This is a genomic window from Streptomyces sp. NPDC107654, assembly GCF_055639035.1.
Genome location: NZ_JBVKBI010000025.1, coordinates 70,214 through 93,732 on the forward strand (window position 1 = coordinate 70,214; position 23,519 = coordinate 93,732).

The following is a 23,519-nucleotide window of genomic DNA, read 5'->3' on the forward strand; positions in this document are numbered from 1 at the left end:
GACCCTCCTTACGGCGCGGTGGAGTCGAAGCCGGTGAAGCCGCTCGGGTCGTGCCGGCCGAAACAGCCGTGCTCGAAGACGCCGTACCCGGTCCGGCCGTCCATGCGGAAGCGTGCGGAGTGGTCGGTGACGCCGTAGGCGGCGCGCGGGTGCGGCGCGGACAGGTCGTAGCTGCGGCGGTCCACCCAGCCCCTGCCCTGCCAGGTCCCGTGCTGCCAGTCGTCGGCCGGCGGGTAGCCCGCGCCGATCGCGAGCGGGGAGGAGGCCAGGATCTCCACCTCCAGCTCCTCCGGCTTGCGCGGGTCACCGAGGTGGATGACGGCGCGTTCGGGGTGCCGGGTGCCGGAGCGGTAGCCGATCTCGGCCCGTGGCCAGCCGAGTTGGCGGTCGCGGTGGCCGGGGCGGACGAGCGTGGCGTCGTTCAGGGAGCGGTAGCCGTCGGCGTCCTCCTGGGTGATGACCATCAGGAAGCGGTCCTCGAAGACGACCGGGCACCAGATCCAGTGGAAGCCCTCGGTGGGGTGGTCGGCGGCGAGCCGGCCGCCGTCCTCGCCGGGGACCGGGCGCACGCCCCAGCTGCGGTCCCGGGTGCCGGTCCAGCCCTCCGCCGAGACGGCGAACTCCGTGCCGGCCGCCCGGATCACGCCCGTGACCCGCCCGGCCTGGACGAAGCGGCGGCCCTCCAGGGTCAGCCGGTCGCCCCGGCGCTGGAGGTGGTGCGGCTCCCACAGGGCCGGGAAGGCGGCGGTCCAGGTGAGGTCGTACGACAGCCGCGGGTCGGTGCAGACCAGGCGCAGGCGCTGGAGCGGTCGCAGCACCTCGATGCGCAGCGGGCCGACGACGAGCCGCATCCGGTCCTCGCCGAGGGCGTCCGAGGCGCGCACGGCGTGCAGGCTGTCCCCGGTGCGCAGGGTGGCGTAGGCGTCGATCACGCCCAGGTTGGGGTAGACGCCGAGGCCGAGGATGAGCAGGGCGCGGCCGGTGTGGTCGAAGACGTGGAAGATGCAGCGGTCGTAGGCGTTCCGGTCGCCGGTGGCCAGATGCTTCATGGAGAGCGGCACCTGGTGCACCGGGTACTCGTCGAGCGGTACGGGACGGTCGTCGGCCACGGACACCCCCTGGACGATGGTCAGCTGACGGTACGTCAGCCGACCGGAGGTGGCCAGAGCGGTGACCGGACGGGGGTGGACTGACGCACGATTCCGCCAGGGGGTGACCTGTCCCGCCGTCTCCGCGTTGCCCGGGTATGACCCCCACGTACTCGGCGACCGGGCGTCAGCGCCGCATCTTCGTCCCGCGCCCGGCGGAATGGGTTCCGCCGGCGGCGCCGCAGGACCCGCCCATCTACCGCGACCTGATGCGGACCTGGGCCGACCGGGGCCGCACCCTGCCGGGCCGCCACGACCCGGAATGGGTCAGGCTGGCGGCCCCGACGGTCCGCACGGGCCAGTTCAGCGACCTTCCGGCCCCGCCAGGTGACGGGCGATGACCATCCGCTGGATCTGGTTGGTGCCCTCGACGATCTGCAGGACCTTGGCCTCGCGCATGTAGCGCTCGGCCGGGAAGTCGGCGGTGTAGCCGTAGCCGCCGAGGATCTGCACCGCGTCCGTGGTGACCTTCATCGCCGTGTCGGTGCAGTGCAGCTTGGCCATGGCGGCCTGCTTGGCGAACGGCCGGCCGGCGTCGCGCAGCCGGGCCGCGGCGAGGTAGAGCGCGCGGCCCGCCTCGATCTGGGTGGCCATGTCGGCGAGCATGAAGCGCAGGCCCTGGAAGTCGGCGATGGGCCGGCCGAACTGGCGGCGCTGGGTGGCGTAGCGGACCGCCTCGTCCAGGGCGGCCTGGGCGAGGCCGACGGCACAGGCGGCGATGCCGAGCCGGCCGGAGTCGAGCGCGGAGAGGGCGATCGAGAAGCCCTGGCCCTCCTCGCCGATGCGCCGGTCGTCCGGGACGCGGACGCCGTCGAAGTGCACCTGCGCGGTGGGCGAGCCCTTCATGCCCATCTTCTTCTCGGGCGCCGCGCCGCTCACCCCGGGGGTGTCGCCGGGGACGAGGAAGGCGGTGATCCCGCGCGGGCCGTCCTCGCCGGTGCGGGCCATCACGGTGTAGAAGTCGGCGATCCCGCCGTGGGTGATCCAGGCCTTGGTGCCGTCGATCACCCAGCCGTCGCCCTCCCGGACCGCCTTGGTGCGCAGGGAGGCGGCGTCGGAGCCGGAGGACGGTTCGGACAGGCAGTACGCGCCGAGCAGGCCGCCGCCGAGCATGGCGGGCAGGTGCTCGACCTTCTGCTGCTTGGTGCCGTAGGAGGCGAGCGCGTAGGACGCGAGCGTGTGGACGCTGACGCCGAGGCCGACGGTGAGGCGGGCGGTGGCCAGCTCCTCCAGGACCTGGAGGTACACCTCGTAGGGCTGCTCCCCGCCGCCGTAGTCCACGGAGTACGGCAGGCCCAGCAGGCCGGACTCGGAGAGCAGGGTGAAGATCTCGCGTGGGAAGCGGCCCGCGTCCTCCTCCTCCGCGGCCTTCGGCGCGATCTCGCGCTGGGCTATGTCCCGGACGAGGGCGAGCAGGTCTCTCGCCTCTTCCGTGGGCAGTTGACGCTCCACCGGCTGCGGGTCGCGGTCGGACATGGCGTCGGGCTCCTCCCTGTTCGGGCACCGGCGGTCCGGCCCGGGGTGGGGGCGGCTCCGCCTGGTCGTTGCGCTGGGCCTCAGGCACCCGCTCCCGGGTCTCGGAAGCTGCTGACCTGCGGCATGCGCAGTGAGTATGCCCGATCAGCGACCTCCCGTCACCAGTTAACGACCGCTTACTTCAGGAGTCCAGTCCGGGCCTCCTCCAGGGCTCCCGGCGCGGTGCGGCCCGGGCCTCCCCCGGGGCCCCGGCGGGGTCGCCGCCGGGGTTCCACCTCGCCTCGATATTGGTCCGAACCATTGACCCTGGTGGTCTAGTCCTCCTACTGTGCATGACCCACGCTTTACCGCGTTCATGCCAATCGGCGCGCGATCCCCTCCCCCCACGAGGAGACACCCGATGCACACTCCCCACCGCCCTCGCCGCCACTCCCGCGTCCGCACGCTCGTCTCGGCCGCCTGTACCGCCGCCCTCGGCGCCGGACTGCTGGCCGGCACGGGAACGGCAAGCGCGACGGCGCCCGGCGCCCCGCGGCTGACGGCCGGGTCCAAGGTCGTCGGCTACTTCACCGAATGGGGCACCTACGACCGCAAGTACTACGTGAAGAACGTCGAGACCTCCGGCTCCGGCAACAAGCTCACCCACATCAACTACGCGTTCGGCAACGTCACCGGCGGCAAGTGCGCGATGGGCGACGCCTACGCCGCCACCGACCGGGCCTACACCGCCGCCGAGTCCGTCGACGGCGTCGCCGACACCTGGGACCAGCCGCTGCGGGGCAACTTCAACCAGCTGCTGAAGCTGAAGAAGAAGCACCCGGGCCTGAGGATCCTGTGGTCCTTCGGCGGCTGGACCTGGTCCGGGGGCTTCGGAGAGGCCGCGAAGAACCCGGCCGCCTTCGCCCAGTCCTGCTACGACCTGGTGAAGAACTCCAAGTGGGCGGGCCTGTTCGACGGCATCGACATCGACTGGGAGTACCCGAACGCCTGCGGCAACACCTGCGACGCGAGCGGGCGGGAGGCCTTCAGGAACCTCATGTCCGCCCTGCGCTCGAAGTTCGGCTCCGGGAACCTGGTGACCGCCGCGATCACCGCGGACGCCACCGGCGGCGGCAAGATCGACGCGGCGGACTACGCGGGCGCCGCCCCGTACGTCGACTGGTACAACCCGATGACGTACGACTACTTCGGCGCCTGGGACGCGACCGGCCCGACCGCCCCCCACTCCCCGCTGAACTCCTACGCGGGCATCCCCAAGGCGGACTACTTCACCTCGGCCACCATCGCCAAGCTCAAGGGCCTCGGCATCCCGGCCGCCAAGCTGCTGCTCGGCATCGGCTTCTACGGCCGCGGCTGGACCGGCGTCACCCAGACGGCCCCCGGCGGTACGGCCACCGGTCCGGCCGCCGGAACGTACGAGCAGGGCATCGAGGACTACAAGGTGCTCAAGGCCAAGTGTCCGGCGAACGGCACCGTCGGCGGCACCGCCTACGCCAGGTGCGGCAGCGACTGGTGGAGTTACGACACCCCGGCCACCATCGCCACCAAGATGTCGTACAAGAACCAGCAGGGTCTGGGCGGCACCTTCTTCTGGGAGCTGAGCGGCGACACCGCGAACGGTGAGCTGATCAAGTCGATCAGCTGACGGCTCCCCCGGGTCGGCCGTCCCGGCGGGCGGGCGCCGGGGCGGGGTGGGCGGGGTCCAGCTCCTCGATGGCGCGCAGGGCCCCGCCGAGCGTCTTCACCAGCAGTTCGCGCATCGTGTCGCGGGACAGGCGGGGACGGTCGATCCAGTCCAGGGTGGCGCCCTCCACACCGCACACCCAGGACAGCAGGCCCATCCGGGCCAGCGGGGAGATGTCGGCGCGGCCGTAGGCGCCCTCGGCGATCGTGGCGACGATCGCCTCGCGCACGCCGTCCCGGATCGCGTGCACCTCGGTGTCGAAACCGACGCCGCCGCTGACGATGGTGCGGTAGGCGGCCTGGTGGTGTTCGGCGTAGCGCAGGTAGCCGTCGATCGTGCGGTGCACGCGGTCCACGGCGGGCAGATGGAGGCCGCCGGCGGCGGAGGTGACCAGGTCGGCGACGGAGTCCTGGACGATCGCCAGGTAGTAGCCGCGCTTGGACCGGAAGTAGTAGTAGATCAGCCCCTTGGCGACCTGCGCCTGGCGGGCGATGTCGTCCATGGACAGCGCGTCGTAGGACGTGTCGGCGAACAACTTCCGCCCGATGGCGATGAGTTCGGCGCGGCGCGCCACGGAGCGCTCGGTGCCCCGCACCGGGGCGGCGGCACGCTGCTGCGGCATGTTCAAGATCGACCCTGGTCTAGGCGCGACGGGACGTCCGCAGTATGTCAGAACAAGCCTCGCGCGTGAGCGGTCGGTTCGAAGCTGTCCGAGCGGTCGTCGAGAGCTGCCTGAGCGGTCGGTTCAGAGCAGTCCGAGCTGCGTCACGAGCATCGCCAGCACCGCGACGAGGACCCAGCCCATGACGTGCTCGACGATCTTCGGACCGTCTTCCCGGGGGCCGCCGGTGCGGACGCGGGGGGCGGTGGCGGGGTGTGCGGTCATGGTGTCACTCGCAGAGATCGGTCCTACGGGAACGGACTCCCCCATCCGTTCCTCCACCTTGCCACCCCCGCGGGCGCGTGCGGCGATGAGCTTGGTCACACGCGTCCGCGCCGCACACCTCCGTCACACGCCCGCGGTGCACGCTTCCGGCGGCCTCAGTACACGCCCACCGCCGCGAGCGCCTTGCGCTGGTGCGGGGTCGGGTGCGCCGGGAAGTACAGGTAGCAGACCCCGCCGGTGCCGGAGACGACCTTGCCGGAGGCGTTGTACCGCTTGGTCCTGAGCCAGATGTTCTCCCACTCGCGCCGCTTGTAGACGCGCCGCACCGCCTCGTCGCTCGGCGAGGCGGGGTCGTTGGCGATCACGTCCCCGTCCGCGGTGAAGCCGATGACCGTCATCAGGTGGCCGGAGGTGCCGTAGCCGGCGCCCGTCAGCTCGTCCTTGAGGAACGACTGGGACGTTATGGCCGGGATGCCGGCCGCGATCAGCGTCTCCAGGTCGGTGAGCGAGGCGAGCCGGGTGACCACGCCCTGCAGGCCCGCGAAGGTGGCCGCGTAGGCGGCGTTGAAGGGCCAGTTGCCGCAGCCCTGGTACTGGTGGTCGTAGGTGGAGCGGGCCGCGTGGCACACCTGCGGGTCGGCGTAGGACGGGTCCACCCAGGACAGCTGCTCGGGGGTGAGCCGGCCGCCCCAGTACTCGATGATCATCTGCGAGGAGGTGGGGCTGCACCAGGCCTCGCCGCCGTTGTCGTACTCGGGGTACTGGCCCTTGTGGATCTCCTGGGAGTAGCGCGGTACGGCCAGTTCCTGGGCGAGGCCGGGGGCGGAGGCCGGGACGGTGAACCGGTCGGGGATGTCGGAGCCCATCGCGCCGAGCCGCCAGACGGTCGGGGTGAGCCGCGTGCCGGGCCGGCGGTAGAGGGTGAGGCGCAACCGGTACGACGCCAGGCGCAGGCCGGTGCCCGCGTCGTCGATGGCGAAGGTGTCCGTCCAGATCGTGCTCCTGCCGTCGCTCTGGTCGTCCACCGAGGTCCGCTTGATGTCCTGGTCGCCGGCCGCCCAGCGGCCCATCACGTACCAGGGTGTGTCGGTGCCGTCCGAGTACGTGCCCCGCAGCTCGACCTGGAGCCAGGTGCCGTCGGGGGTGTGCGCGTTCCAGGAGGCGACGACCTCGGTCGCGGGCACGGTGAGCCGGTGGACCGGGGCGGTCCAGGTGGCGTACTCCCAGGTGGCGGTGGTGCCGGTGTGCGGGTCCGTGTAGTCGGTACGGCCGACGGGGGCGCCGATCAGGATGCCGGGGCGCCGTCCGGACACCGCCCGGGTGCCCTGGGCGGTGCCGCAGCGCCAGTCGCGGTACGTCGTCCAGGCGTGGTAGTCGATCGGGCGGGCCTGTGTCTGGCCGGGGTCGTCGGCGGCGGAGCGCGGTGCGGCGGCGGCCGCGGGGGCCGCGGTGCCGGTGACCGCCGCGGCGACGGCCACGGCCAGAACGGTTCTGCGGGACGGCTCTTGGGCTCTGCTCATGGGCGCGATGACCCCCAGGGTGTCCGAGGCGGGCTGGTCCGGTCCGGTAACTATGGAGCAGGCCGGATTCCGCTGCCAGCACTTCGGCGCATGCCGCGGCACGAATATTGGTCTCGGCCAATGGCGGGGGTGGGGGCCCGCGCCCGGAGGCACGTCAGACGAGATCCATCGCGGCCACCTCGTCGGGGCGTCCGTAGCTCACCGGCCCCTGGAAGCGGCGGCGGGCCGTGGCGAACCACCACACCGTGGCCACCAGCAGGACGACGGCGAGGGCGATCGGCGCGTAGTTGAAGGAGTCGACGGTGATCGGCGAGGCCTGCGGCAGCATGAAGAGGACGCTGCTGAGCAGGATCCAGGTCACCGCCAGCCAGCCGATCGGCCTGCCCCAGCGGCCCAGGTGCCAGGGCCCCGGCTGGAACGCGTCACCGAGCCGCAGGCGGAGGAAGATCGGCACGGCGTAGGCCAGGAAGAGCCCGACCACGTTGACGCTGACGATCGCGGTGAAGGCCGTGTGCGACCACCAGCCCGGCACGACCAGCGCCAGCGAGCAGGCGACCGCGAGCCACACCGCCTTCACCGGCGTACGGGTGCGCGGCGAGACCGAGTGCCACCAGCGGGAGCCGGGCATGGCGCCGTCCCGGGAGAAGGCGAAGATCTGCCGGGTGTTGCTGGTGAGGTTGGCCAGACCGCAGAAGAGCATCGCGCCGATGACGATGAGGAGCATCACCTTGGCCACGCGCAGGCCGAGGCCGTCGATGAGGATCTGGACGGGCGGCGCCGCGGCGCCGGCCACCTCGGCGTAGTTTCCGATGCTGTAGACCAGTGCCAGCATCAGCACCAGGCCGGCGACCGCCGAATAGCCGATGGCGCGGGTGATCCCCTTCGGTGCGCTGACGGTCGCGCGGACCGTTTCCTCCGACATGTGGAAGCTGCCGTCGAACCCGGTGAACGTCCAGCTGGTGACCAGCAGGCCGAGCATGCCGCCGTAAAGTCCGCTCGTGAAGCCGGTGTTGTTCTCGAAATGCGTCACGAAGGACGCGGACTGGTGATGATCGGGCATCACTATGAGTGCGCCCACGATCACGACGAGTCCGATCAGCAGCCACCACACGGAAATGCGGTTCAGTACGGCGACGAGCTGCACGGTGTAGGTGTTGGCGAGTCCCTGCAGGGCGATGACGAGAACCGTGATGAGGACCGTCTGGTGGGCGGTCGGCCGGTAGGACGGCCACTGCAACTGCACGAACACCTGGATGAAGGTGGCCGCGGCGTAGCCGGTGGCGGCGGTCCCGCCGATCTGCCCCACGAAGTTCAGCCAGCCCGTGAACCAGGACCAGGCGCCTTTGTGCCGCTTGGCCAGTTTACCCGCGGAGAAATACAGGGCACCGCTCGTCGGATAGGCGGAGGCGACTTCCGCCATGGCCGCTCCGATGAGCAGCACCATGAGCGAGACACCGATCCAGCCGAACACGAGAATGCGCGGGCCGCCCGCGTTCATACCGAATCCGAAGGACGAGAAAATACCCGAGAGGATATTGATGATGGTGAAGGAGATCGCGAAGTTGTCGAACGCCTGGAAGCGCCGGGTCAGTTTCCGCGGATAACCCATCGCGTGCAGGGTGGCGTCGTCGTCGAGCACGACGGAGTCCGCCGCGCGGGCGTGGGCCCGGGGGGTCGACATCCGTTCCGACACAGATCGGCCTTTCTCTTGACGGGGGGGTGGGGACGAGCGGGTCAGGCGGGTCCCGGGACGGGCAGGCCGCAGGCGCGCCGGGCCCGGGAGAGCTGGTCGGCGGGGTCGCCGAAGGCGCTCCAGGGCATGCGGGACGCGTACGGGCCCATCGCGGTGAAGACCGCCCGGGCCTCGAACTCGCGCCGGCCCATGACCAGCGCGTGTCCGAGGTAGGCCAGGTCGAGCACCGGGGTGAAGCGGTAACCGGCCACCGTGGGCAGCCAGTTCTGGTAGATCGCCAGCGCGGTGGAGCGCCACTGGGGCTGCTCCCAGACCCGGTCGGCGAGCAGCTGGGTGGGGTTGTAGCTCTCCACCAGGGCGGCCAGGGGCAGCAGCCGCAGGGCGGAGTCGGCGGGTGCCCGCTGGCTGAGGAAGGCGGCGACGTCCCAGGCCGCGGTGACCGAGCCGCCGTACCGCGTGAAGAAGCAGGACAGGAAGCGGTGGTGTGCCTCGCGGTGCCAGGGGTCCAGGGACAGGATGTGCGCGAACAGGCGCCAGGGGCCGGGCGGGGCGGTGAGCAGGCCCTGCGGGGCGGGGTCGCGCAGCCGGTGCAGCCGGGCCATGGCGAGCCGGGCGACCCAGGGGGTGGGGTCGGCGGGGGCCGCTTCGGCTGCCCGGTCGCACGCGGTCAGCGCGATTCGCTCCAGCGCCTCGGCGCGGTCGTCGTGGGCGTCGGCGGCCCGCAGTGCGCGCTGCACGGCGACCCGGGCCCACATCAACGCGGCCTCCGGCGTGGGCTCCTCGGCGAGCCAGCGCTCCACCAGGTCGGTGCCGGCCGCCTCGGAGGCGAGCACCAGGGAGCGGTGGGCGCGCAGGGCGAAGTCGGAACGTGTCTCGGCGAGCGCCTCGTGGGCGTACCGATAGCGCCCGGCCCGTACGTCGACGCACACGCTCGCCAGCACGCGGTCGTCGGCCGCCGGATGCCATACGTACTGCCCGTCGAATAACTCCGCGGCCATGTCCCCCTGCCTACTCCCCGTTCGACGCATCACGTTGCGCAGGAGGCACCTTACTCAGCGTGGGGCACACCTGGAACGCCGAATTCGACATATCGGTCAGGGGATTCGGAATGTTTATTCGGTACCATTGACTGGCCGCCAGCCGGTGGTTCAAAAGGTGACTACTGCGGGACCGTTTCACGGAAAAACCACACACCGGACCACGAGTCCCGCCCCCCAGCGCGACCGGTCACACCGCACCCGCGACACCACACCCCCAGCACCACACCCCGGGAAAGACCATTCACGACCTCGCCGCCCGGCTGCACGGGCTCCCTCCCTCCCTGGGACCGGTCCGGCTGATCGCCGTCGACGGGCACGCCGGCTCCGGGAAGTCGACCTTCGCCGGGCGGCTGGCGCGGGCCCTGGGCGGGGCTCCGGTGCTTCATCTCGACGACATCGCCAGCCACGAGCAGCTCTTCGCCTGGACCGACCGGCTCATGACCCAGGTGATCGAGCCCCTGGCGCGCGGCGAGGACGCGCACTACACCCCGTACGACTGGCGGGCCCGCACCTTCGGCGGCCCGGTCCCGCTGCCGCCCGCGCCCGTCGTCCTGATCGAGGGCGTCGGCGCCGGCCGCCGGGCCCTGCGGCCGCATCTGGCCCGCCTGCTGTGGATGGAGCTGCCCCGACAGGAGTCCTGGGCGCGCGGCCGGCGGCGGGACGGAGCGGAGCAGCGCGCGTTCTGGGACGGCTGGGTCGCGGCGGAGCAAGCGCACTTCGCCGCCGACCCCTCACGCCCCCATGCCGATCTGCTGGTGCTGCAGCGGCAGGAGGGGTACGAGGTGCTGCCGGGACCCGGGGCGACTCCCGACGCCGGGCGGGGCGTGACCCAGCGTGACGGACCAGCCCCGATGTGGTGAAGGTGTGAAGGGCCTTGTGGGGGAAGTTCCCCGAGTGCCCCAACTTCGCTTGACCCGGGGGCCGTACAGGTCTTACGTTCTCAATGTGCGGCTTTCGGAGTCGCCCACCCACGCGAAGCCCCCGGTTGTTCCCCCGTGACCGGGGGCTTCGTTCTGCCCGGGGCACGGTTTTCCGGGGCGCCTCGCGCGCCGCCCTTCTCACCCTCGGTCACGAAACGCCGTGCGCCCCGTCTGCTCCCACCTCGCCTGACGGCCCGTGCGGCACCCTACGGCGCGTGCGGTCCCGCGGGTACGATGCCCTCGGTGCGACCTTCGAGCGGCTGCCTCGCGCACTGCAACTCCGGTCCGCGGCACAGCGGTTCGACCGCGGCGGCCGTCGGGCGACTGCCCGGTGGTGAACCACGGGGGCACGGTTCGTGGGGGGACGTGATGGACTTCGGCACGCAGGGCTCCGAGGCCCCGGCCGACCTCGCCTGGCTGCGGGGCGTGGACGCCTACACGATGGGCGCCTACCCGCAGGCGGAGGAGGAGTTCCGCACCGCGGTGCGGATCGACCCGGGCATGGCCGACGGCTGGCTCGGGCTGCACGCACTGCGGGTCGACACGACCACCGCGCTGCTGCGGATGTTCCGCCACCGCGACCGCTTCGGCGAACAGCGCACCCGGCACCGCCGCGCCCTCAACTCCTGGTACTGGCTGGGCTGGTGGGTTCAGCCGGTCCTGGAGAGCCCGCGCGATCTGCTGCTGGCGCACGCCTCCCACTGGCTGGACGGCCGGCACATCCCGGAGCTGGACCGCGCGCTCGCCGGCCTGCCCCCGGTCGACGCCGACCCGCAGGTCCGTTTCCTGCACGCCTGCCGCGCCTATCTGGTCAAGGACTGGGACCAGTTGGTCCGGCACACCGACCCGCTGCTGGACGACGCCCTGCTCGGCATCGAGGCCGGACTGTTCGGCGGCATGGCCCGGGTCCGGCTGGAGATGTACGGCCAGGCCGAGCCGCTGCTGGCGGCGGCGCTGATGCGGTGCCGCAGCGAGCAGCCGCAGCGCAAGGAGCTGCGGTACTGGCTGGCGAGGGCGCACGAGGGCACGGGGCGGTCGGCCGCCGCGCTCCCCCTGTACCGGGCGGTGCACCGGGTCGACCCGGCCTTCATGGACACCTCCGCCCGGCTGGCCGCGATCGCCGAGGGCGACGGGTACGACGAGACGGCCGACCTCGCCTCGATCACGCTGACCGGCGCGGGGCAGGACACGGTGGACGGGCCGGACGGGTTCGATCCGCTGTTCGGCACGGAGGGCCGGGACCTGCGGCTGCCGGAGCCCGATCTGCCGACCGGGCCGCTGCCGTCGGTGACCGATCCCTCGGTGCGGACGAAGACGGGTGTGCCGGGGGTGCCCGGGATGTCCGCCTCGCCGATCCCGACGGGGCCGACGGACCCCGCGTTACTCGAACAGGCGCTTGCGGAGCTGGAGCGCATGGTGGGGCTGGAACCGGTCAAACGCCAGGTCAAGGCGTTGTCCGCGCAGTTGAACATGGCGCGGCTGCGGGCCGGTCAGGGGCTGCCGGTGCAGCCGCCCAAACGGCACTTCGTCTTCTCCGGGCCGTCGGGGACGGGCAAGACCACGGTCGCGCGGATCCTCGGGCGCGTCTTCTACGCGCTGGGGCTCCTGGGCGGCGACCACCTGGTGGAGGCCCAGCGGGCCGACCTGGTCGGCGAGTACCTGGGGCAGACGGCCGTGAAGGCCAACGAACTGATCGACTCCGCGATCGGCGGGGTGCTCTTCGTGGACGAGGCGTACTCGCTGTCCAACTCCGGGTACGGCAAGGGGGACGCGTACGGCGACGAGGCGCTGCAGGTGCTGCTGAAGCGGGCCGAGGACAACCGGGACCACCTGGTGGTGATCCTCGCCGGCTACCCCGAGGGCATGGACCGCCTGCTCGCCGCCAATCCCGGACTGTCCTCACGGTTCACCACCCGGGTGGACTTCCCCTCCTACCGGCCGCCGGAGCTGACCGAGATCGGCAAGGTGCTCGCGGCGGACAACGGGGACCTGTGGGACGCCGAGGCGCTGGAGGAGCTGCGGTCCATCGCCGGGCACGTGGTCGACCAGGGGTGGATCGACGAGCTGGGCAACGGGCGGTTCCTGCGGACGCTGTACGAGAAGAGCTGTGCGTACCGGGATCTGCGGCTGTCGACGTATCCGGGGTCGCTGACCCGGGAGGACCTGGCGACCCTGCGGCTGCCCGACCTGATGCAGGCCTACGGGGAGGTGCTGTCGGGGCGGGGGCCGCAGGATCCGTCGTCCTACACCTAGGCCATCGCGCCGGCCTCCTCCGGTTCCCCGCTGGCCCTCGGTTCGGTCACCCTCATGGCGGGATCCTCACGGTGCGCGGGGTCCCGGACCTCGCCCACCAGCATCTCCAGCACGTCCTCCAGTGCCACCAGGCCCAGCACCTTGCCGGTCGCGTCGGCGACCTGGGCGAGATGCGTGGCCGCCCGGCGCATGACCGTCAGGGCGTCGTCCAGGGGCAGCTCGGCGCGGAGGGTGGCCATGGGGCGCCACACCTGCTGGGGGACGGCCCGGTCGGAGTCCTCCAGGTCGAGGACGTCCTTCACGTGCACATACCCCATGAAGGGGCCCTTCTCGGTGGCCGCGACCGGGAAGCGGGAGTAGCCCGTGCGGGCGGTCAGCTCCACGATCTGCCCCGGAGTGACCGAGGGCTCCACCGTGACCAGGGACTCCCGCCGCAGCAGGACGTCCGTCACCGGCCGGGAGCCCAGTTCCAGGGCGTCCTCCAGGCGCTCGCGCTCCTCGGGGTCGAGGAGTCCCGCCTGGCCGGAGTCCTCCAGCAGGCGGTTGAGCTGCTCGGTGGTGACGACCGCCTCCACCTCGTCCTTCGGCTCGACCCGGAACAGCCGCAGGATGCCCTGGGCGCAGGCGCCGAGGGACACCGTGATCGGCCTGCACAGGCGGGCGAACCAGACCAGGCCCGGGCTGAGCCACAGCGCGGCCTTCTCCGGGGCGGCCATGGCGAGGTTCTTCGGCACCATCTCGCCGATGACCAGGTGGAAGAAGACCACGGCGGCCAGGGCGATGACGTAGCCGAGGGGGTGGATCGCGCCGTGCGGCAGGTGGATCCACTCGAACACCGGTTCCAGCAGGTGCGCCACCGTCGGCTCGGCGACCGCGCCGAGCGTCAGGGAGCAGACGGTGATGCCGAACTGGGCGGCGGCCATCATCTGCGGCAGCCGTTCGAGGCCGTACAGCACCTGGCGGGCCCGGGCGGTGCCGAGCGGTTCGATCTGGCTGCGGCGGACGGAGACGAGCGCGAACTCGGCGCCGACGAAGAAACCGTTGGCGAGCACGAGCAGCGCGGCGAAGACCAGTTGCAGGACGCTCACCGGGCGGCCTCCATCGCGTTCGCCACTGGGGCCGTCCTGACCAGGCGGACCCGTTCGGCGCGGTAGTGGCCGACCTGGCGGACCGAGAGCCGCCAGCCGGGCAGCTCGGCCCGGTCGCCGGGGGCCGGGATCCGGCCCAGCAGGTCGGCGACCAGCCCGGCGACGGTCTCGTACGGCCCCTCGGGCACGTCGAGGCCTATCCGCTGGAGGATGTCGACGCGGCAGCTGCCGTCCGCCTCCCAGGCGGGCCTGCCGTCCTCGGGCGGGGCGGGGGCCAGCTCGGGCATGTCCTTGGCGTCGTGCTCGTCGCGGACCTCGCCGATCAGCTCCTCGACGATGTCCTCCAGGGTGACCACGCCGGCCGTGCCGCCGTACTCGTCGACGACGACCGCGATGGGCTGCTCGGAGCGGAGCCGGGAGAGCAGCGGCTGGACCGGCAGGGTCTCGGGGACGAGCAGTGCCTTGCGGGCGATGCGGGTCACCGGGGTGCGCAGACGGTCGTGCACGGGGACCGCCAGCGCGTCCTTCAGATGGGCCATGCCGACGACGTCGTCGATCTTCTCCCGGTAGACGGGGAAGCGGGACAGGCCGGTGGCGCGGGTGAGGTTGACGACGTCCTCGGCGGTGGCCGAGTCCTGCAGCGCGCTCACCTTCACGCGCGGGGTCATGACGTGCTGCGCGGTCAGCTCGCCCAGGGACAGGGTGCGGACGAACAGGTCGGCCGTGTCCTGCTCCAGGGCGCCGGCCTGGGCGGAGTGCCGGGCCAGGGAGACGAGCTCGCCGGGGGTGCGGGCGGAGGCCAGCTCCTCGGCGGGTTCGACGCCGAGGGCGCGGACCAGCCGGTTGGCGACCGTGTTCAGCGCGGAGATCACCGGGTGGAACAGGCGGGAGAAGTGGGCTTGCGGGCCGGCGACGAACCGCGCGACCTGCAGTGGCCGGGACACCGCCCAGTTCTTGGGTACGAGTTCGCCGATCACCATCTGGATGGCGGAGGCGAGCAGCATGCCGACGACCACGGCGATGCCGGAGGCGGCACCCCGGGGAACGCCGAGAGCGGCGAACGGGCCGCGCAGCAGCCCGGCCAGGGCCGGTTCGGCGAGCATGCCGACGACCAGGGAGGTGATGGTGATGCCGAGCTGGGTGCCGGAGAGCTGGAAGGACAGCTCCTTCAACGACTCCACGACCCGGTGGGCGCGGCCGTCGCCGTCGGCGGCGGCCTGCTCGGCCTCCGGTCGCTCGACCGTCACCAGGCCGAACTCCGCCGCCACGAAGAATCCGTTGGCGAGGATCAGCAGGAACGCCGCTCCGAGGAGCAGCAGGGGGGTGGTCACGCTGCCACCGCCTTCCCGTGGTGCCGGGCAGGGGTGGCGCAGGTACTACAGGACGATCCGTCCATCGCCGGGGGGAGTCACTCCTCGGGTAGCAGGAGCCCCTGTGCACCGGGCGGCGCGCAGGGGCGGAGGCGCAGCGAGAAGGCCTCCGCCCACCAGATTAATCAAGATCTGGGCTCGTGCGGCAGGGCGGACGACGCCGAGTGGGCCTCGGCGAGCGCGCGCAGGGCCTTGGCGTCGGCGATGGCCCGCTGCCTGGCGAGGCCCGGCTGGATGCCGAGCGCGGGCAGGCTGGTGCCGTCACTGAGGTCGAGGAAGACCCACGGGTCGCCCGGCCGGAGGTTCACCCGGAGGATCTCCTCCCAGGCCAGGCGCCGCTTTCCGGCGATGTTGACGACGGTGACGCCGGAGTCGTCGGCGACCACCTTCACCCGGGCCAGCCGGGCCAGCGCCCAGAAGATCAGCGCTCCCGTGACGACGAAGGTCACCCGTGAGCCCGGGCCGATGTCGAGCAGCAGCGCGATCCCGGAGATCACCACGAAGATCAGGACTCCGGCGGTGAGCAGGATCACCCGGGTGTGACCGGGCCGGAAGGTGACGGGGAGAGCGGGAAGGGGGGTCGGGTCGGACATCGGTGGCGTACCCCTCTACAGGCGGCAGGCGTGGATGGCCGTGGTCAGGATGGCGCGGGCGCCGATGGCGTAGAGGTCGTCCATGATCCGCTGGGCCTCCTTGGCGGGAACCATGGCGCGGACCGCTACCCAGCCCTCGTTGTGCAGCGGGGAGACGGTCGGGGACTCCAGGCCGGGGGTGAGGGCGACGGCCTTCTCCAGCTGCTCGACCCGGCAGTCGTAGTCCATCATCACGTACGTCCGGGCGACCAGGACGCCCTGGAGGCGGCGCAGGAACTGCTGGACCTTCGGCTCCTCGACGTCGGCGCCGGTGCGGCGGACGACGATCGCCTCGGACTTCATGATCGGCTCGCCGAAGACCTCCAGGCCCGCGTTGCGCAGGCTGGTGCCGGTCTCCACGACGTCGGCGATCACCTCGGCGACGCCCAGCTCGATCGCGGTCTCGACGGCGCCGTCCAGGTGGACGACGGAGGCGTCGACGCCGCTGTCGGCGAGGTGGCCCGCGACGATGCCCTCGTACGAGGTGGCGACCGTCCTGCCCTTGAGGTCCTCGATGCCGTTCGCGGTGCCGGGCTTGGCGGCGAAGCGGAAGGTGGAGCGGGCGAAGCCGAGCGGCAGGATCTCCTCGGCGTCGGCGCCGGAGTCGATCAGCAGGTCACGGCCGGTGATGCCGATGTCGAGGCGGCCGGAGGAGACGTAGATCGCGATGTCGCGGGGGCGGAGGTAGAAGAACTCGACCTCGTTCTCCGGGTCGACGATCCGCAGCTCCTTGGACTCGCGTCGCTGCTGGTAGCCGGCCTCATGCAGCATCTCCGCCGCAGGGCCGGACAGTGAACCCTTGTTGGGGACGGCGATGCGCAGCATGAGGTCGGCTTCCTTTGCTCGTTCTCTACGGGATCGGGTGCGGGGGTGCGGCTACAGGTGGGCGTAGACGTCGTCCAGGGAGATGCCGCGGGCGACCATCATCACCTGGACGTGGTACAGCAGCTGCGAGATCTCCTCGGCGGCCGCCTCCTTGCCCTCGTACTCGGCGGCCATCCAGACCTCGGCGGCCTCCTCGACGACCTTCTTGCCGATGGCATGGACGCCCTTGCCGACCAGCTCTGCGGTGCGGGAGGTGGTGGGATCGCCGTGGGCGGCCTTCTGCTGCAGCTCTGTGAAGAGCTGCTCGAACGTCTTCTTGGACATGGTGAGCCCCACCCTACGCGGTGCGGGCGACTCCCTAGTGCCAGGGTTCGGATACCGAGCGGAGCGTGGCCGCCGTCGACACGGCGGCGGTCACCGCCTCGTGGCCCTTGTCCTCGTTCGAGCCCTCCAGGCCGGCCCGGTCCAGGGCCTGCTCCTCGGTGTCGCAGGTGAGCACGCCGAAGCCGACGGGTACGCCGGTCTCGACGGAGACCTGGGTGAGGCCCTGGGTGACGCCCTGGCACACGTAGTCGAAGTGGGGGGTGCCGCCCCGGATGACGACGCCGAGGGCGACCACGGCGTCGTAGCCGCGGCCCGCGAGGACCTTGGCGGCGACCGGCAGCTCGAAGCTGCCGGGGACCCGGATCAGGGTCGGCTCGTCGATGCCCAGGTCGTGCAGGGCGCGCAGGGCGCCGTTCACCAGACCGTCCATCACCTTCTCGTGCCACTGCGCCGCGATGACCGCGACCCGCAGGTCGCTCACGTTGCGTACGGACAGCTCCGGTGCACCCTTGCCGCTCACGTCTCTCCTCAGTGCTTTCTTGCTTACTGGTTGCCGCAGGTGGCCGCGGACGCCGGTACGGCGGGCGTGTCCAGCCAGGGCAGGTCGTGCCCCATCCGGTCCCGCTTGGTGCGCAGGTACCGGAGGTTGTGCTCGCCGGCCTGGACGGGCATCGGCTCGCGGCCGGTGACCTTCAGGCCGTGGCGCAGCAGCGCGTCGGTCTTGTCGGGGTTGTTGGTCATCAGCCGGACGCCGCGCACCCCGAGGTCGGCGAGGATCTGCGCGCCGGCGCCGTAGTCGCGGGCGTCGGCGGGCAGGCCGAGTTCGAGGTTGGCGTCCAGGGTGTCGTGCCCCTGCTCCTGGAGCGCGTAGGCGCGCAGCTTGGACAGCAGGCCGATACCGCGTCCCTCGTGTCCGCGCAGGTAGACGACGACGCCCCGGCCCTCGGCCTGGATGCGTTCCAGGGCGGCGTCCAGCTGGGGGCCGCAGTCGCAGCGCAGGGAGCCGAAGACGTCGCCGGTGAGGCATTCGGAGTGGACGCGGACGAGGACGTCCTCGCCGTCGCCGATCTCGCCGTGGACGAGGGCGACGTGTTCGACGCCGTCGACGGTGGACCGGTAGCCGTAGGCGGTGAAGGTGCCGTGCCGGGTGGGCAGGCGGGTCTCGGCCTCGCGGCGGACGGTGGGCTCGCTGCCGCGGCGGTAGGCGATCAGGTCCTCGATGGAGATGATCGTCAGGCCGTGCTTGCGGGCGAACGGGATCAGCTCGGGCAGCCGGAGCATCCGGCCGTCCTCGCCGGCGATCTCCACGATGGCGCCGGCCGGGCGGAGCCCCGCGAGCCGGGCGAGGTCGACGGCGGCCTCGGTGTGGCCGTCACGGGTGAGGACGCCGCCGGGGCGGGCGCGCAGCGGGAAGACGTGGCCGGGGCGGACGAGGTCGGCCGGCTCGGCCGTGCCGCTCGCGAGCAGCCGGAGCGTGGTGGCGCGGTCGGCGGCCGAGATGCCGGTGCTCACACCGTGAGCGGCGGAGGCGTCCACGGAGACGGTGAACGCGGTCTTCATCGACTCGGTGTTGTCCTCGACCATCTGCGGCAGTCGCAGCCGGTCCAGTTCCTCGCCCTCCATGGGAGCGCAGATCAAGCCGCGGCACTCGCTCATCATGAAGGCCACGATCTCGGGGGTGGCCTTCTCGGCGGCGATGACGAGGTCGCCCTCGTTCTCCCGGTCCTCGTCGTCCACGACGACCACCGGGCGGCCCGCGGCGATGTCGGCGATGGCCTGCTCGACCGGGTCGAGCGCGAAGTCCTCGATGTCGGCGGGGTCGTACAGCAGCGGTGCCGAGGTCATGCCGGCGCTCCTTCCAGTGCGGGCTGCGTGCCCCGGCGGGAACGCAGCCACCAGTCGCGCATGCCCCACAGGACGAGTGCGCCGTAGATGACGTAGACGAAGCCGGAGAAGGCGTAGCCGTTGGCGAAGTTGAGGGGGACGCCGACGAGGTCGACGAGCAGCCAGGCGAACCAGAACTCGACCATGCCCTTGGCCTGGGCGTACATCGCGACGATGGTGCCGACGAAGATGTAGGCGTCGGGCCAGGGGTCCCAGGACAGCTTCGGGTAGGCGGTGAACAGCAGGGCGACGGCGACCGTGCCGACGGCGGCCGCCGCGAGCATGAGGCCGCGCTCGCGCCAGCCGGCGAAGCGTACGGTGATCCGGCCGTCGTCGGACGTGCCCCGGCCACGCCGCCACTGCCACCAGCCGTACAGCGCGACGGCCATGACGACGGCCTGCTTGCCGGCGCTGCCGGTCAGATGGCCGTAGAAGGCGGCGAAGAGGACGAGGCCGGAGAGGAACTGGAGGGGCCAGGTCCACAGGGAGCGGCGCCAGCCGAGGGCGAGGGTGACGAGGCCCAGGATGTTGCCGATCATGTCCGACCAGATGATGTGCTGGCCGAAGAGGGTGAACGCCTCGGAGTTCATCCAGCTCACTTGCCGGCCCCCTGCCCGGCCGCGAGCAGCCGCTCCACGTACTTGGCGATGACGTCCACTTCGAGGTTGACCGGGTCGCCGGGCTGCTTCACGCCGAGCGTGGTGAGGGCGAGGGTGGTCGGGATGAGGCTGACGGTGAAGTGGTCGGGGCCGGCGTCCACGACGGTGAGGCTGATGCCGTCGACGGTGATGGAGCCCTTCTCCACGACGTACCGGGAGAGCTGCGCGGGGAGGGAGATCTTCACGATCTCCCAGTTCTCGGACGGCGTGCGCGCCAGGATCTCGCCGGTGCCGTCCACGTGTCCCTGCACGATGTGTCCGCCGAGGCGGGCGCCGACGGCGGTGGGGCGTTCGAGGTTGACGCGGGAGCCCACGGAGAGCGCGCCGAGGCTGGAGCGGTTCAGGGTCTCGGCCATGACGTCGGCGGTGAACTCGTCACCCTCGTGCTCGACGACCGTGAGACAGACCCCGTTCACGGCGATGGAGTCGCCGTGCTGCGCGCCCTCGGTCACGACGGGGCCGCGGAGCCGGAAGCGGGAGGCGTCGCCGAGGTTCTCGACGGCGGTGACCTCGCCCAGCTCTTCGACGATTCCGGTGAACACTTCCCGGGTCCTCCTGCCTCTTGGGGCACGGACTCCGGGGCCTGTCGATGACGACAGAATCTACGGGTGAGCAACACACCGGTGCGTCGCCGGAACGGACGCGTCCGCACATGGACACGTCCCGATACGGCGGCGCGCACACGAATACGCATGCCCGCCCGCCGCGCACTGCCTCCCATCCGGACTTTAACCGTCGGTCCAGGAATTCCACCTGGTCAACCGGCCGCTGGAAGCGACCGGGTCGCGGACTGTAACCGCCGGTTCGGACTTTCACCGACCCCGGAGTGCGCTGCTTCTGGTACAGGGCCAGTGTGCCACGACCGCCACTCGTCCATGTGGGTGAGGGATGTGGGCTCGCTCACAGTGCGTGGCGTCGCTTTCGCGCCACGCAGTCGGGCCGCCCAACACGGCCGCACCGCAGGAGCGTTGAGCCTGGTCCGGACCATTGACCGCACTGGTCTAGTCCTTTTAGGGTGCGGGCGGGCCCGGTGGCGGTGACGACGGCCCTTGCCCGCCGCCGGGCCGCCAAGGCGGTCACCAGGAAGGAAATCCGCCGCGGGATGTCACATTTCCGGGGCTCCGTCCGGTCCTGTGGACGAAGGGCGCTCCAGCGGGGAGCGCCCGGTGTCCGAAGGGACGGAGAACGGCATGACCACGATCCTGGTGACCGGCGGAACCGGCACGCTCGGCCGGCTCGTCACGGAGCGGCTGCGGGCGGACGGGCACGAGGTACGGGTGCTCAGCCGGCGCACGCCGCCGTACGCCGTCGACCTGCGCACGGGCGGTGCCGGACTGGACGCGGCGCTGGCCGGCGTGGAGACGGTCGTGCACTGCGCCAGCTCGCCCAGGGGCGGCGACGAGCAGGCGGCGCGGAACCTGCTGGCGGCGGCCCGGCGCGCCGGCGTGGGCCATCTGCTGTACATCTCGATCGTCGGCGTCGACCGGGTGCCCTTCCCTTACTACCGCTCCAAGCTCACCGTGGAGCGGATGGTCGAGGAGTCCGGGCTCGGCTGGACCGTGCTGCGGGCCACGCAGTTCCACGACCTGGTGGTCACGCTCCTCGACGCCCTGGCCAAGTCGCCGGTGCTGGCCGTTCCGGCGGGGGTGCCGGACCAGCCGGTCGAGGTCGCCGAGGTGGCCGAGCGGCTGGCGGAGCTGGCGCTCGCGGCTCCGGCCGGGCGGGTGCCGGACCTGGCCGGTCCGGAGGTCCGTACGTTCGACTCGCTGGCCCGCGCCTATCTGCGGGCGAGCGGCCGGCGCCGGCCGGTGGTGCGGGTGCCGCTGTTCGGGAAGGCGTACCGGGCCTTCCGCGCGGGCGGGCACACCGCACCGGACCGGGCGGTGGGCAAGGGGACCTTCGAGGAGTACCTGGAGCGGAGGTTCGGGCAGGGGGCCCGCTGACGGGCGGGCCGGCGCCGGTACAGTCACGCGCATGACGGCACCGGTGATCCGCGCGATCGAGTGGGACGGGACGGCGTGGGACGACCCGTCCGCCGAGCGGATCCACGATCTGCTGGCGGACATGAGTCTGACCTGGCGGTTCGTCATCGTCGAGCGGCTGGACCGGGAACCGGTCGACCAGCACTACATCCAGGTGTGTCTCGACGACGACCTGAGCTACCGGGTGGAGTACCGCGAGGGCGGCCCGGACCGGCACTTCCAGGCCCGTGTGCCGCGCGAGAGCGAGGTCTTCGCCGTCGAGCCCGTGGCCGAGGTGGTGCAGGCCTGGGCCTTCGGGCGGCCGGGCTGGCGGGAGGCGCTCGCCTGGGTCCCCTGGCGGCCGGAGGAGCAGCTCCGCCCTTGAACCCGGGCGGCTCATCCCCCGGATCGCTCCGGCGGCCCGAACAGCTCGTCCTGCGCCCGGTCCCGGGCGGTCAGGAGCGCTCCGCGCAGGACGGCCGTCCCGCCGAGGCTGCTCGCGCGCACCTCGGTGACCAGCGGTGACATCCGGCGCAGCCGCTCCTCCACCAGCCCGGCGAGCACCGCGCCCCCGGCCTGCCCGACCTCCCCGCCGAGCACCACACAGCCGGGGTCGAGCACGGCCACCACGGAGGCGACCCCGACGGCGACCCGTTCGGCGAGGGCCCGCAGGAAGCGGGCGGGGGCAGCACCGGGGTCGGCGATCACCTCGGTCGCGGCGCTGTTCGGGGGGAGGCCGGTTCCGGCTCCGGGCGCGGGGACGTCGGAGGCGGCTCTGTTCGGGGGCAGGCCGGTTCCGGCTCCGGGCGCGGGGACGTCGGTGGCGGCTCTGTTCGGGGGCAGGCCGGTTCCGGCCCCGGGCGCGGGGACGTCGGTGGCGGCTCTGTTCGGGGGCAGGCCGGCCCCGGCTCCGGGCGCGGGGACGTCGGTGACGGCGCCGGGCGCGGGGAGGCCGGTCGCGGCTCTGCTCGCGGAGACGCTGCTCGCGGGGCTGTCGGTCGCCGGAACGCCGGCCACGGCTCCGGCCGCCGGGACATCGGTTCCGGCTCCGGCCGGGGGCAGGCCGGTCCCGGCTCCGCCCACGCGACCACCGGCCGCGGCTCCACCCGCGGGGATACCAACCACGCCTCCGCCCGCAGGGACGCCCGTCACCTCTCCCCCCGCAGGGACGCCCGTCCCCCCTCCCCCCACGGTGACGTCGGCCACCGCCCCCCGCACCACCTCGGCCGCCCCGGGGCCGTCCACCGCCGCCGGGGTCGGCAGGCCGTGCTCCGCCGCCAGGGAGATGATCGCCCCCGCCCCGGTCAGGGAGTGGAAGCCGCCGCCGCAGTCGGCGGCCGAGGGCAGGGTGTGCGTGCCCGGTACCGGCAGGAAGCCGATCTCGCCCGTGCCGCCGGAGGCGCCGCGGCGCAGGGTGCCGTCCAGGACGACCGCGGCGCCGACGCCGTGACCGAGCCAGAGCAGGACGAAGGTGTCCCGGTCCCGGGCGGCGCCCTCGCGTTGTTCGGCGAGGGCGGCCAGGTTGGTCTCGTTCTCCACGGTGACCCGGGCGCCGGGCAGCCGGTCCTGGAGGGTGGCGGCCAGGCTGCGGTGCCAGGCGGGCAGCCCGGCCGAGTCCCGGAGGTCTCCGGTGGCCGGGTCGATCAGGCCGGGCGCGCCGATGCCGACGGTGTGCAGCCGGTCGGCTCCGCCCTCCTTCACGGCGTTCTCCACCGCGGCCACGGCCTGCTCGACGGCGGCTCCCGTCCCGGTGTCCCCGCCGATCGGCGCGAACGCCTCGGCGAGCACCCGCCCGAGCAGGTCGGAGACGAGCACGAGGACACCCTCGGTGCGGACGTCGAGCGCGGCGAGGTGGGCGCGGTCGGCGACGATGCCGTAGAGCCGGGCGTTCGGGCCCCGGCGCCGCGCTCCGGACTCGCCGACCACGGTGATCAGTCCGGAGGCGGTGAGCCGGTCGACCAGGTCGGCGACGGACGGCCGGGACAGGCCGGTCAGCTGCTTCAGCTGCCCTGCCGTGAGCGGGCCTTCCTGCTGCAACAGCCGTAGGGCCAGCCGGTCGTTGATGGCCCGGGCGGTGCTGGGTGATGCGGGCATGACGGAAATCCTCCCAGATCGCCGACGCGATGGTCCCTATCTATCAGGCAGGGTTCCTGATA

General features: G+C 72.3%; 22 protein-coding genes and 1 riboswitch. Of the genes, 5 read left to right on the top strand and 17 right to left on the bottom strand.

All coding sequences use genetic code 11. The features are described from left to right. Window positions 1-8: 8 nt before the first annotated feature. Complete coding sequence (locus ACZ7N4_RS32130; protein WP_471365412.1) at window positions 9-1,109, bottom strand: Rv3169 family protein; 1,101 nt, start codon at window positions 1,107-1,109, stop codon at window positions 9-11. A gap of 342 nt (window positions 1,110-1,451) precedes the next feature. Then, window positions 1,452-2,624, bottom strand: coding sequence for an acyl-CoA dehydrogenase (locus tag ACZ7N4_RS32135; protein ID WP_471365415.1), 1,173 nt, complete (start codon window positions 2,622-2,624; stop codon window positions 1,452-1,454). A 400-nt stretch (window positions 2,625-3,024) separates the two neighbouring features. On the opposite strand from ACZ7N4_RS32135, the gene ACZ7N4_RS32140 reads away from it, so the two are divergent. Continuing rightward, window positions 3,025-4,269 (top strand): glycoside hydrolase family 18 protein, encoded by a 1,245-nt coding sequence (locus ACZ7N4_RS32140; RefSeq protein ID WP_471365418.1) that lies wholly within the window; start codon window positions 3,025-3,027, stop codon window positions 4,267-4,269. On the opposite strand, the gene ACZ7N4_RS32145 is transcribed toward ACZ7N4_RS32140, so the two are convergent. The 5 genes from ACZ7N4_RS32145 to ACZ7N4_RS32165 all read right to left on the bottom strand — a co-directional run bounded on the left by ACZ7N4_RS32145 (window position 4,262) and on the right by ACZ7N4_RS32165 (window position 9,405). Then, window positions 4,262-4,930 carry a TetR/AcrR family transcriptional regulator gene (locus ACZ7N4_RS32145; RefSeq protein ID WP_471365421.1) on the bottom strand — a complete coding sequence of 223 codons (669 nt, stop codon included), beginning with the start codon at window positions 4,928-4,930 and terminating at the stop codon, window positions 4,262-4,264. The two genes, ACZ7N4_RS32140 and ACZ7N4_RS32145, sit on opposite strands and share 8 nt — an antisense overlap. A gap of 123 nt (window positions 4,931-5,053) precedes the next feature. After that, a complete protein-coding gene (locus ACZ7N4_RS32150; RefSeq protein ID WP_471365424.1) occupies window positions 5,054-5,194 on the bottom strand; it encodes an SCO1431 family membrane protein in 141 nt (46 codons plus the stop codon). Between the two features lie 155 nt (window positions 5,195-5,349). Continuing rightward, window positions 5,350-6,714 carry a peptidase C39 family protein gene (locus ACZ7N4_RS32155; RefSeq protein ID WP_471365427.1) on the bottom strand — a complete coding sequence of 455 codons (1,365 nt, stop codon included), beginning with the start codon at window positions 6,712-6,714 and terminating at the stop codon, window positions 5,350-5,352. A gap of 154 nt (window positions 6,715-6,868) precedes the next feature. Next, on the bottom strand, window positions 6,869-8,407 hold the full coding sequence (locus ACZ7N4_RS32160; protein ID WP_471365430.1) for an amino acid permease: 1,539 nt from the start codon (window positions 8,405-8,407) through the stop codon (window positions 6,869-6,871). 41 nt (window positions 8,408-8,448) lie between these two features. Further along, a complete protein-coding gene (locus ACZ7N4_RS32165) occupies window positions 8,449-9,405 on the bottom strand; it encodes a hypothetical protein (RefSeq protein WP_471365433.1) in 957 nt (318 codons plus the stop codon). 281 nt (window positions 9,406-9,686) lie between these two features. Between ACZ7N4_RS32165 and ACZ7N4_RS32170 the strand changes: the two genes are divergently transcribed. Continuing rightward, a complete protein-coding gene (locus ACZ7N4_RS32170) occupies window positions 9,687-10,307 on the top strand; it encodes a uridine kinase family protein (protein WP_471365553.1) in 621 nt (206 codons plus the stop codon). Between the two features lie 429 nt (window positions 10,308-10,736). Beyond that, window positions 10,737-12,620: an AAA family ATPase gene (locus ACZ7N4_RS32175; protein ID WP_471365557.1), complete on the top strand. Its 1,884-nt coding sequence runs from the start codon at window positions 10,737-10,739 to the stop codon at window positions 12,618-12,620. Here the strand turns inward: ACZ7N4_RS32175 and ACZ7N4_RS32180 are convergent. The 9 genes from ACZ7N4_RS32180 to ACZ7N4_RS32220 all read right to left on the bottom strand — a co-directional run bounded on the left by ACZ7N4_RS32180 (window position 12,617) and on the right by ACZ7N4_RS32220 (window position 19,944). Beyond that, complete coding sequence (locus ACZ7N4_RS32180) at window positions 12,617-13,708, bottom strand: hemolysin family protein (RefSeq protein WP_471365436.1); 1,092 nt, start codon at window positions 13,706-13,708, stop codon at window positions 12,617-12,619. The genes ACZ7N4_RS32175 and ACZ7N4_RS32180 overlap by 4 nt on opposite strands. Continuing rightward, window positions 13,705-15,039, bottom strand: a complete 1,335-nt coding sequence (locus ACZ7N4_RS32185) for a hemolysin family protein (protein ID WP_471365440.1) — start codon at window positions 15,037-15,039, stop codon at window positions 13,705-13,707. The genes ACZ7N4_RS32180 and ACZ7N4_RS32185 overlap by 4 nt, the downstream gene beginning before the upstream one ends. 164 nt (window positions 15,040-15,203) lie before the next feature. Next, complete coding sequence (locus ACZ7N4_RS32190; protein WP_471365442.1) at window positions 15,204-15,671, bottom strand: PH domain-containing protein; 468 nt, start codon at window positions 15,669-15,671, stop codon at window positions 15,204-15,206. Between the two features lie 15 nt (window positions 15,672-15,686). Further along, window positions 15,687-16,535: an ATP phosphoribosyltransferase gene (gene hisG / locus ACZ7N4_RS32195; protein WP_471365445.1), complete on the bottom strand. Its 849-nt coding sequence runs from the start codon at window positions 16,533-16,535 to the stop codon at window positions 15,687-15,689. Window positions 16,536-16,586: 51 nt separating this feature from the next. Beyond that, the gene (locus tag ACZ7N4_RS32200; protein ID WP_471365449.1) at window positions 16,587-16,859 is read right to left on the bottom strand and encodes a phosphoribosyl-ATP diphosphatase; all 273 of its coding nucleotides are present in this window, start codon (window positions 16,857-16,859) and stop codon (window positions 16,587-16,589) included. Window positions 16,860-16,893: 34 nt separating this feature from the next. After that, entirely contained in the window at window positions 16,894-17,379 is a 486-nt protein-coding gene (gene ribH, locus ACZ7N4_RS32205; protein WP_358646555.1) for a 6,7-dimethyl-8-ribityllumazine synthase, read from the bottom strand. A gap of 23 nt (window positions 17,380-17,402) precedes the next feature. Then, entirely contained in the window at window positions 17,403-18,704 is a 1,302-nt protein-coding gene (locus ACZ7N4_RS32210; protein WP_471365455.1) for a bifunctional 3,4-dihydroxy-2-butanone-4-phosphate synthase/GTP cyclohydrolase II, read from the bottom strand. Then, window positions 18,701-19,342, bottom strand: a complete 642-nt coding sequence (locus ACZ7N4_RS32215) for a nicotinamide mononucleotide transporter family protein (RefSeq protein ID WP_471365458.1) — start codon at window positions 19,340-19,342, stop codon at window positions 18,701-18,703. Before ACZ7N4_RS32215 ends, ACZ7N4_RS32210 begins: the two co-directional genes overlap by 4 nt. Beyond that, window positions 19,339-19,944, bottom strand: a complete 606-nt coding sequence (locus tag ACZ7N4_RS32220; RefSeq protein WP_471365461.1) for a riboflavin synthase — start codon at window positions 19,942-19,944, stop codon at window positions 19,339-19,341. The genes ACZ7N4_RS32215 and ACZ7N4_RS32220 overlap by 4 nt, the downstream gene beginning before the upstream one ends. Before the next feature lie 161 nt (window positions 19,945-20,105). Further along, window positions 20,106-20,236: riboswitch (FMN riboswitch) on the bottom strand. Between the two features lie 356 nt (window positions 20,237-20,592). Between ACZ7N4_RS32220 and ACZ7N4_RS32225 the strand changes: the two genes are divergently transcribed. Continuing rightward, complete coding sequence (locus ACZ7N4_RS32225) at window positions 20,593-21,345, top strand: SDR family oxidoreductase (RefSeq protein WP_471365464.1); 753 nt, start codon at window positions 20,593-20,595, stop codon at window positions 21,343-21,345. A 31-nt stretch (window positions 21,346-21,376) separates the two neighbouring features. After that, the gene (locus ACZ7N4_RS32230) at window positions 21,377-21,748 is read left to right on the top strand and encodes a hypothetical protein (RefSeq protein WP_471365467.1); all 372 of its coding nucleotides are present in this window, start codon (window positions 21,377-21,379) and stop codon (window positions 21,746-21,748) included. Between the two features lie 11 nt (window positions 21,749-21,759). Here ACZ7N4_RS32230 and ACZ7N4_RS32235 read toward each other — a convergent pair whose 3' ends face one another. Then, window positions 21,760-23,457 carry an ROK family transcriptional regulator gene (locus tag ACZ7N4_RS32235; RefSeq protein WP_471365470.1) on the bottom strand — a complete coding sequence of 566 codons (1,698 nt, stop codon included), beginning with the start codon at window positions 23,455-23,457 and terminating at the stop codon, window positions 21,760-21,762. Between the last annotated feature and the right edge of the window lie 62 nt (window positions 23,458-23,519).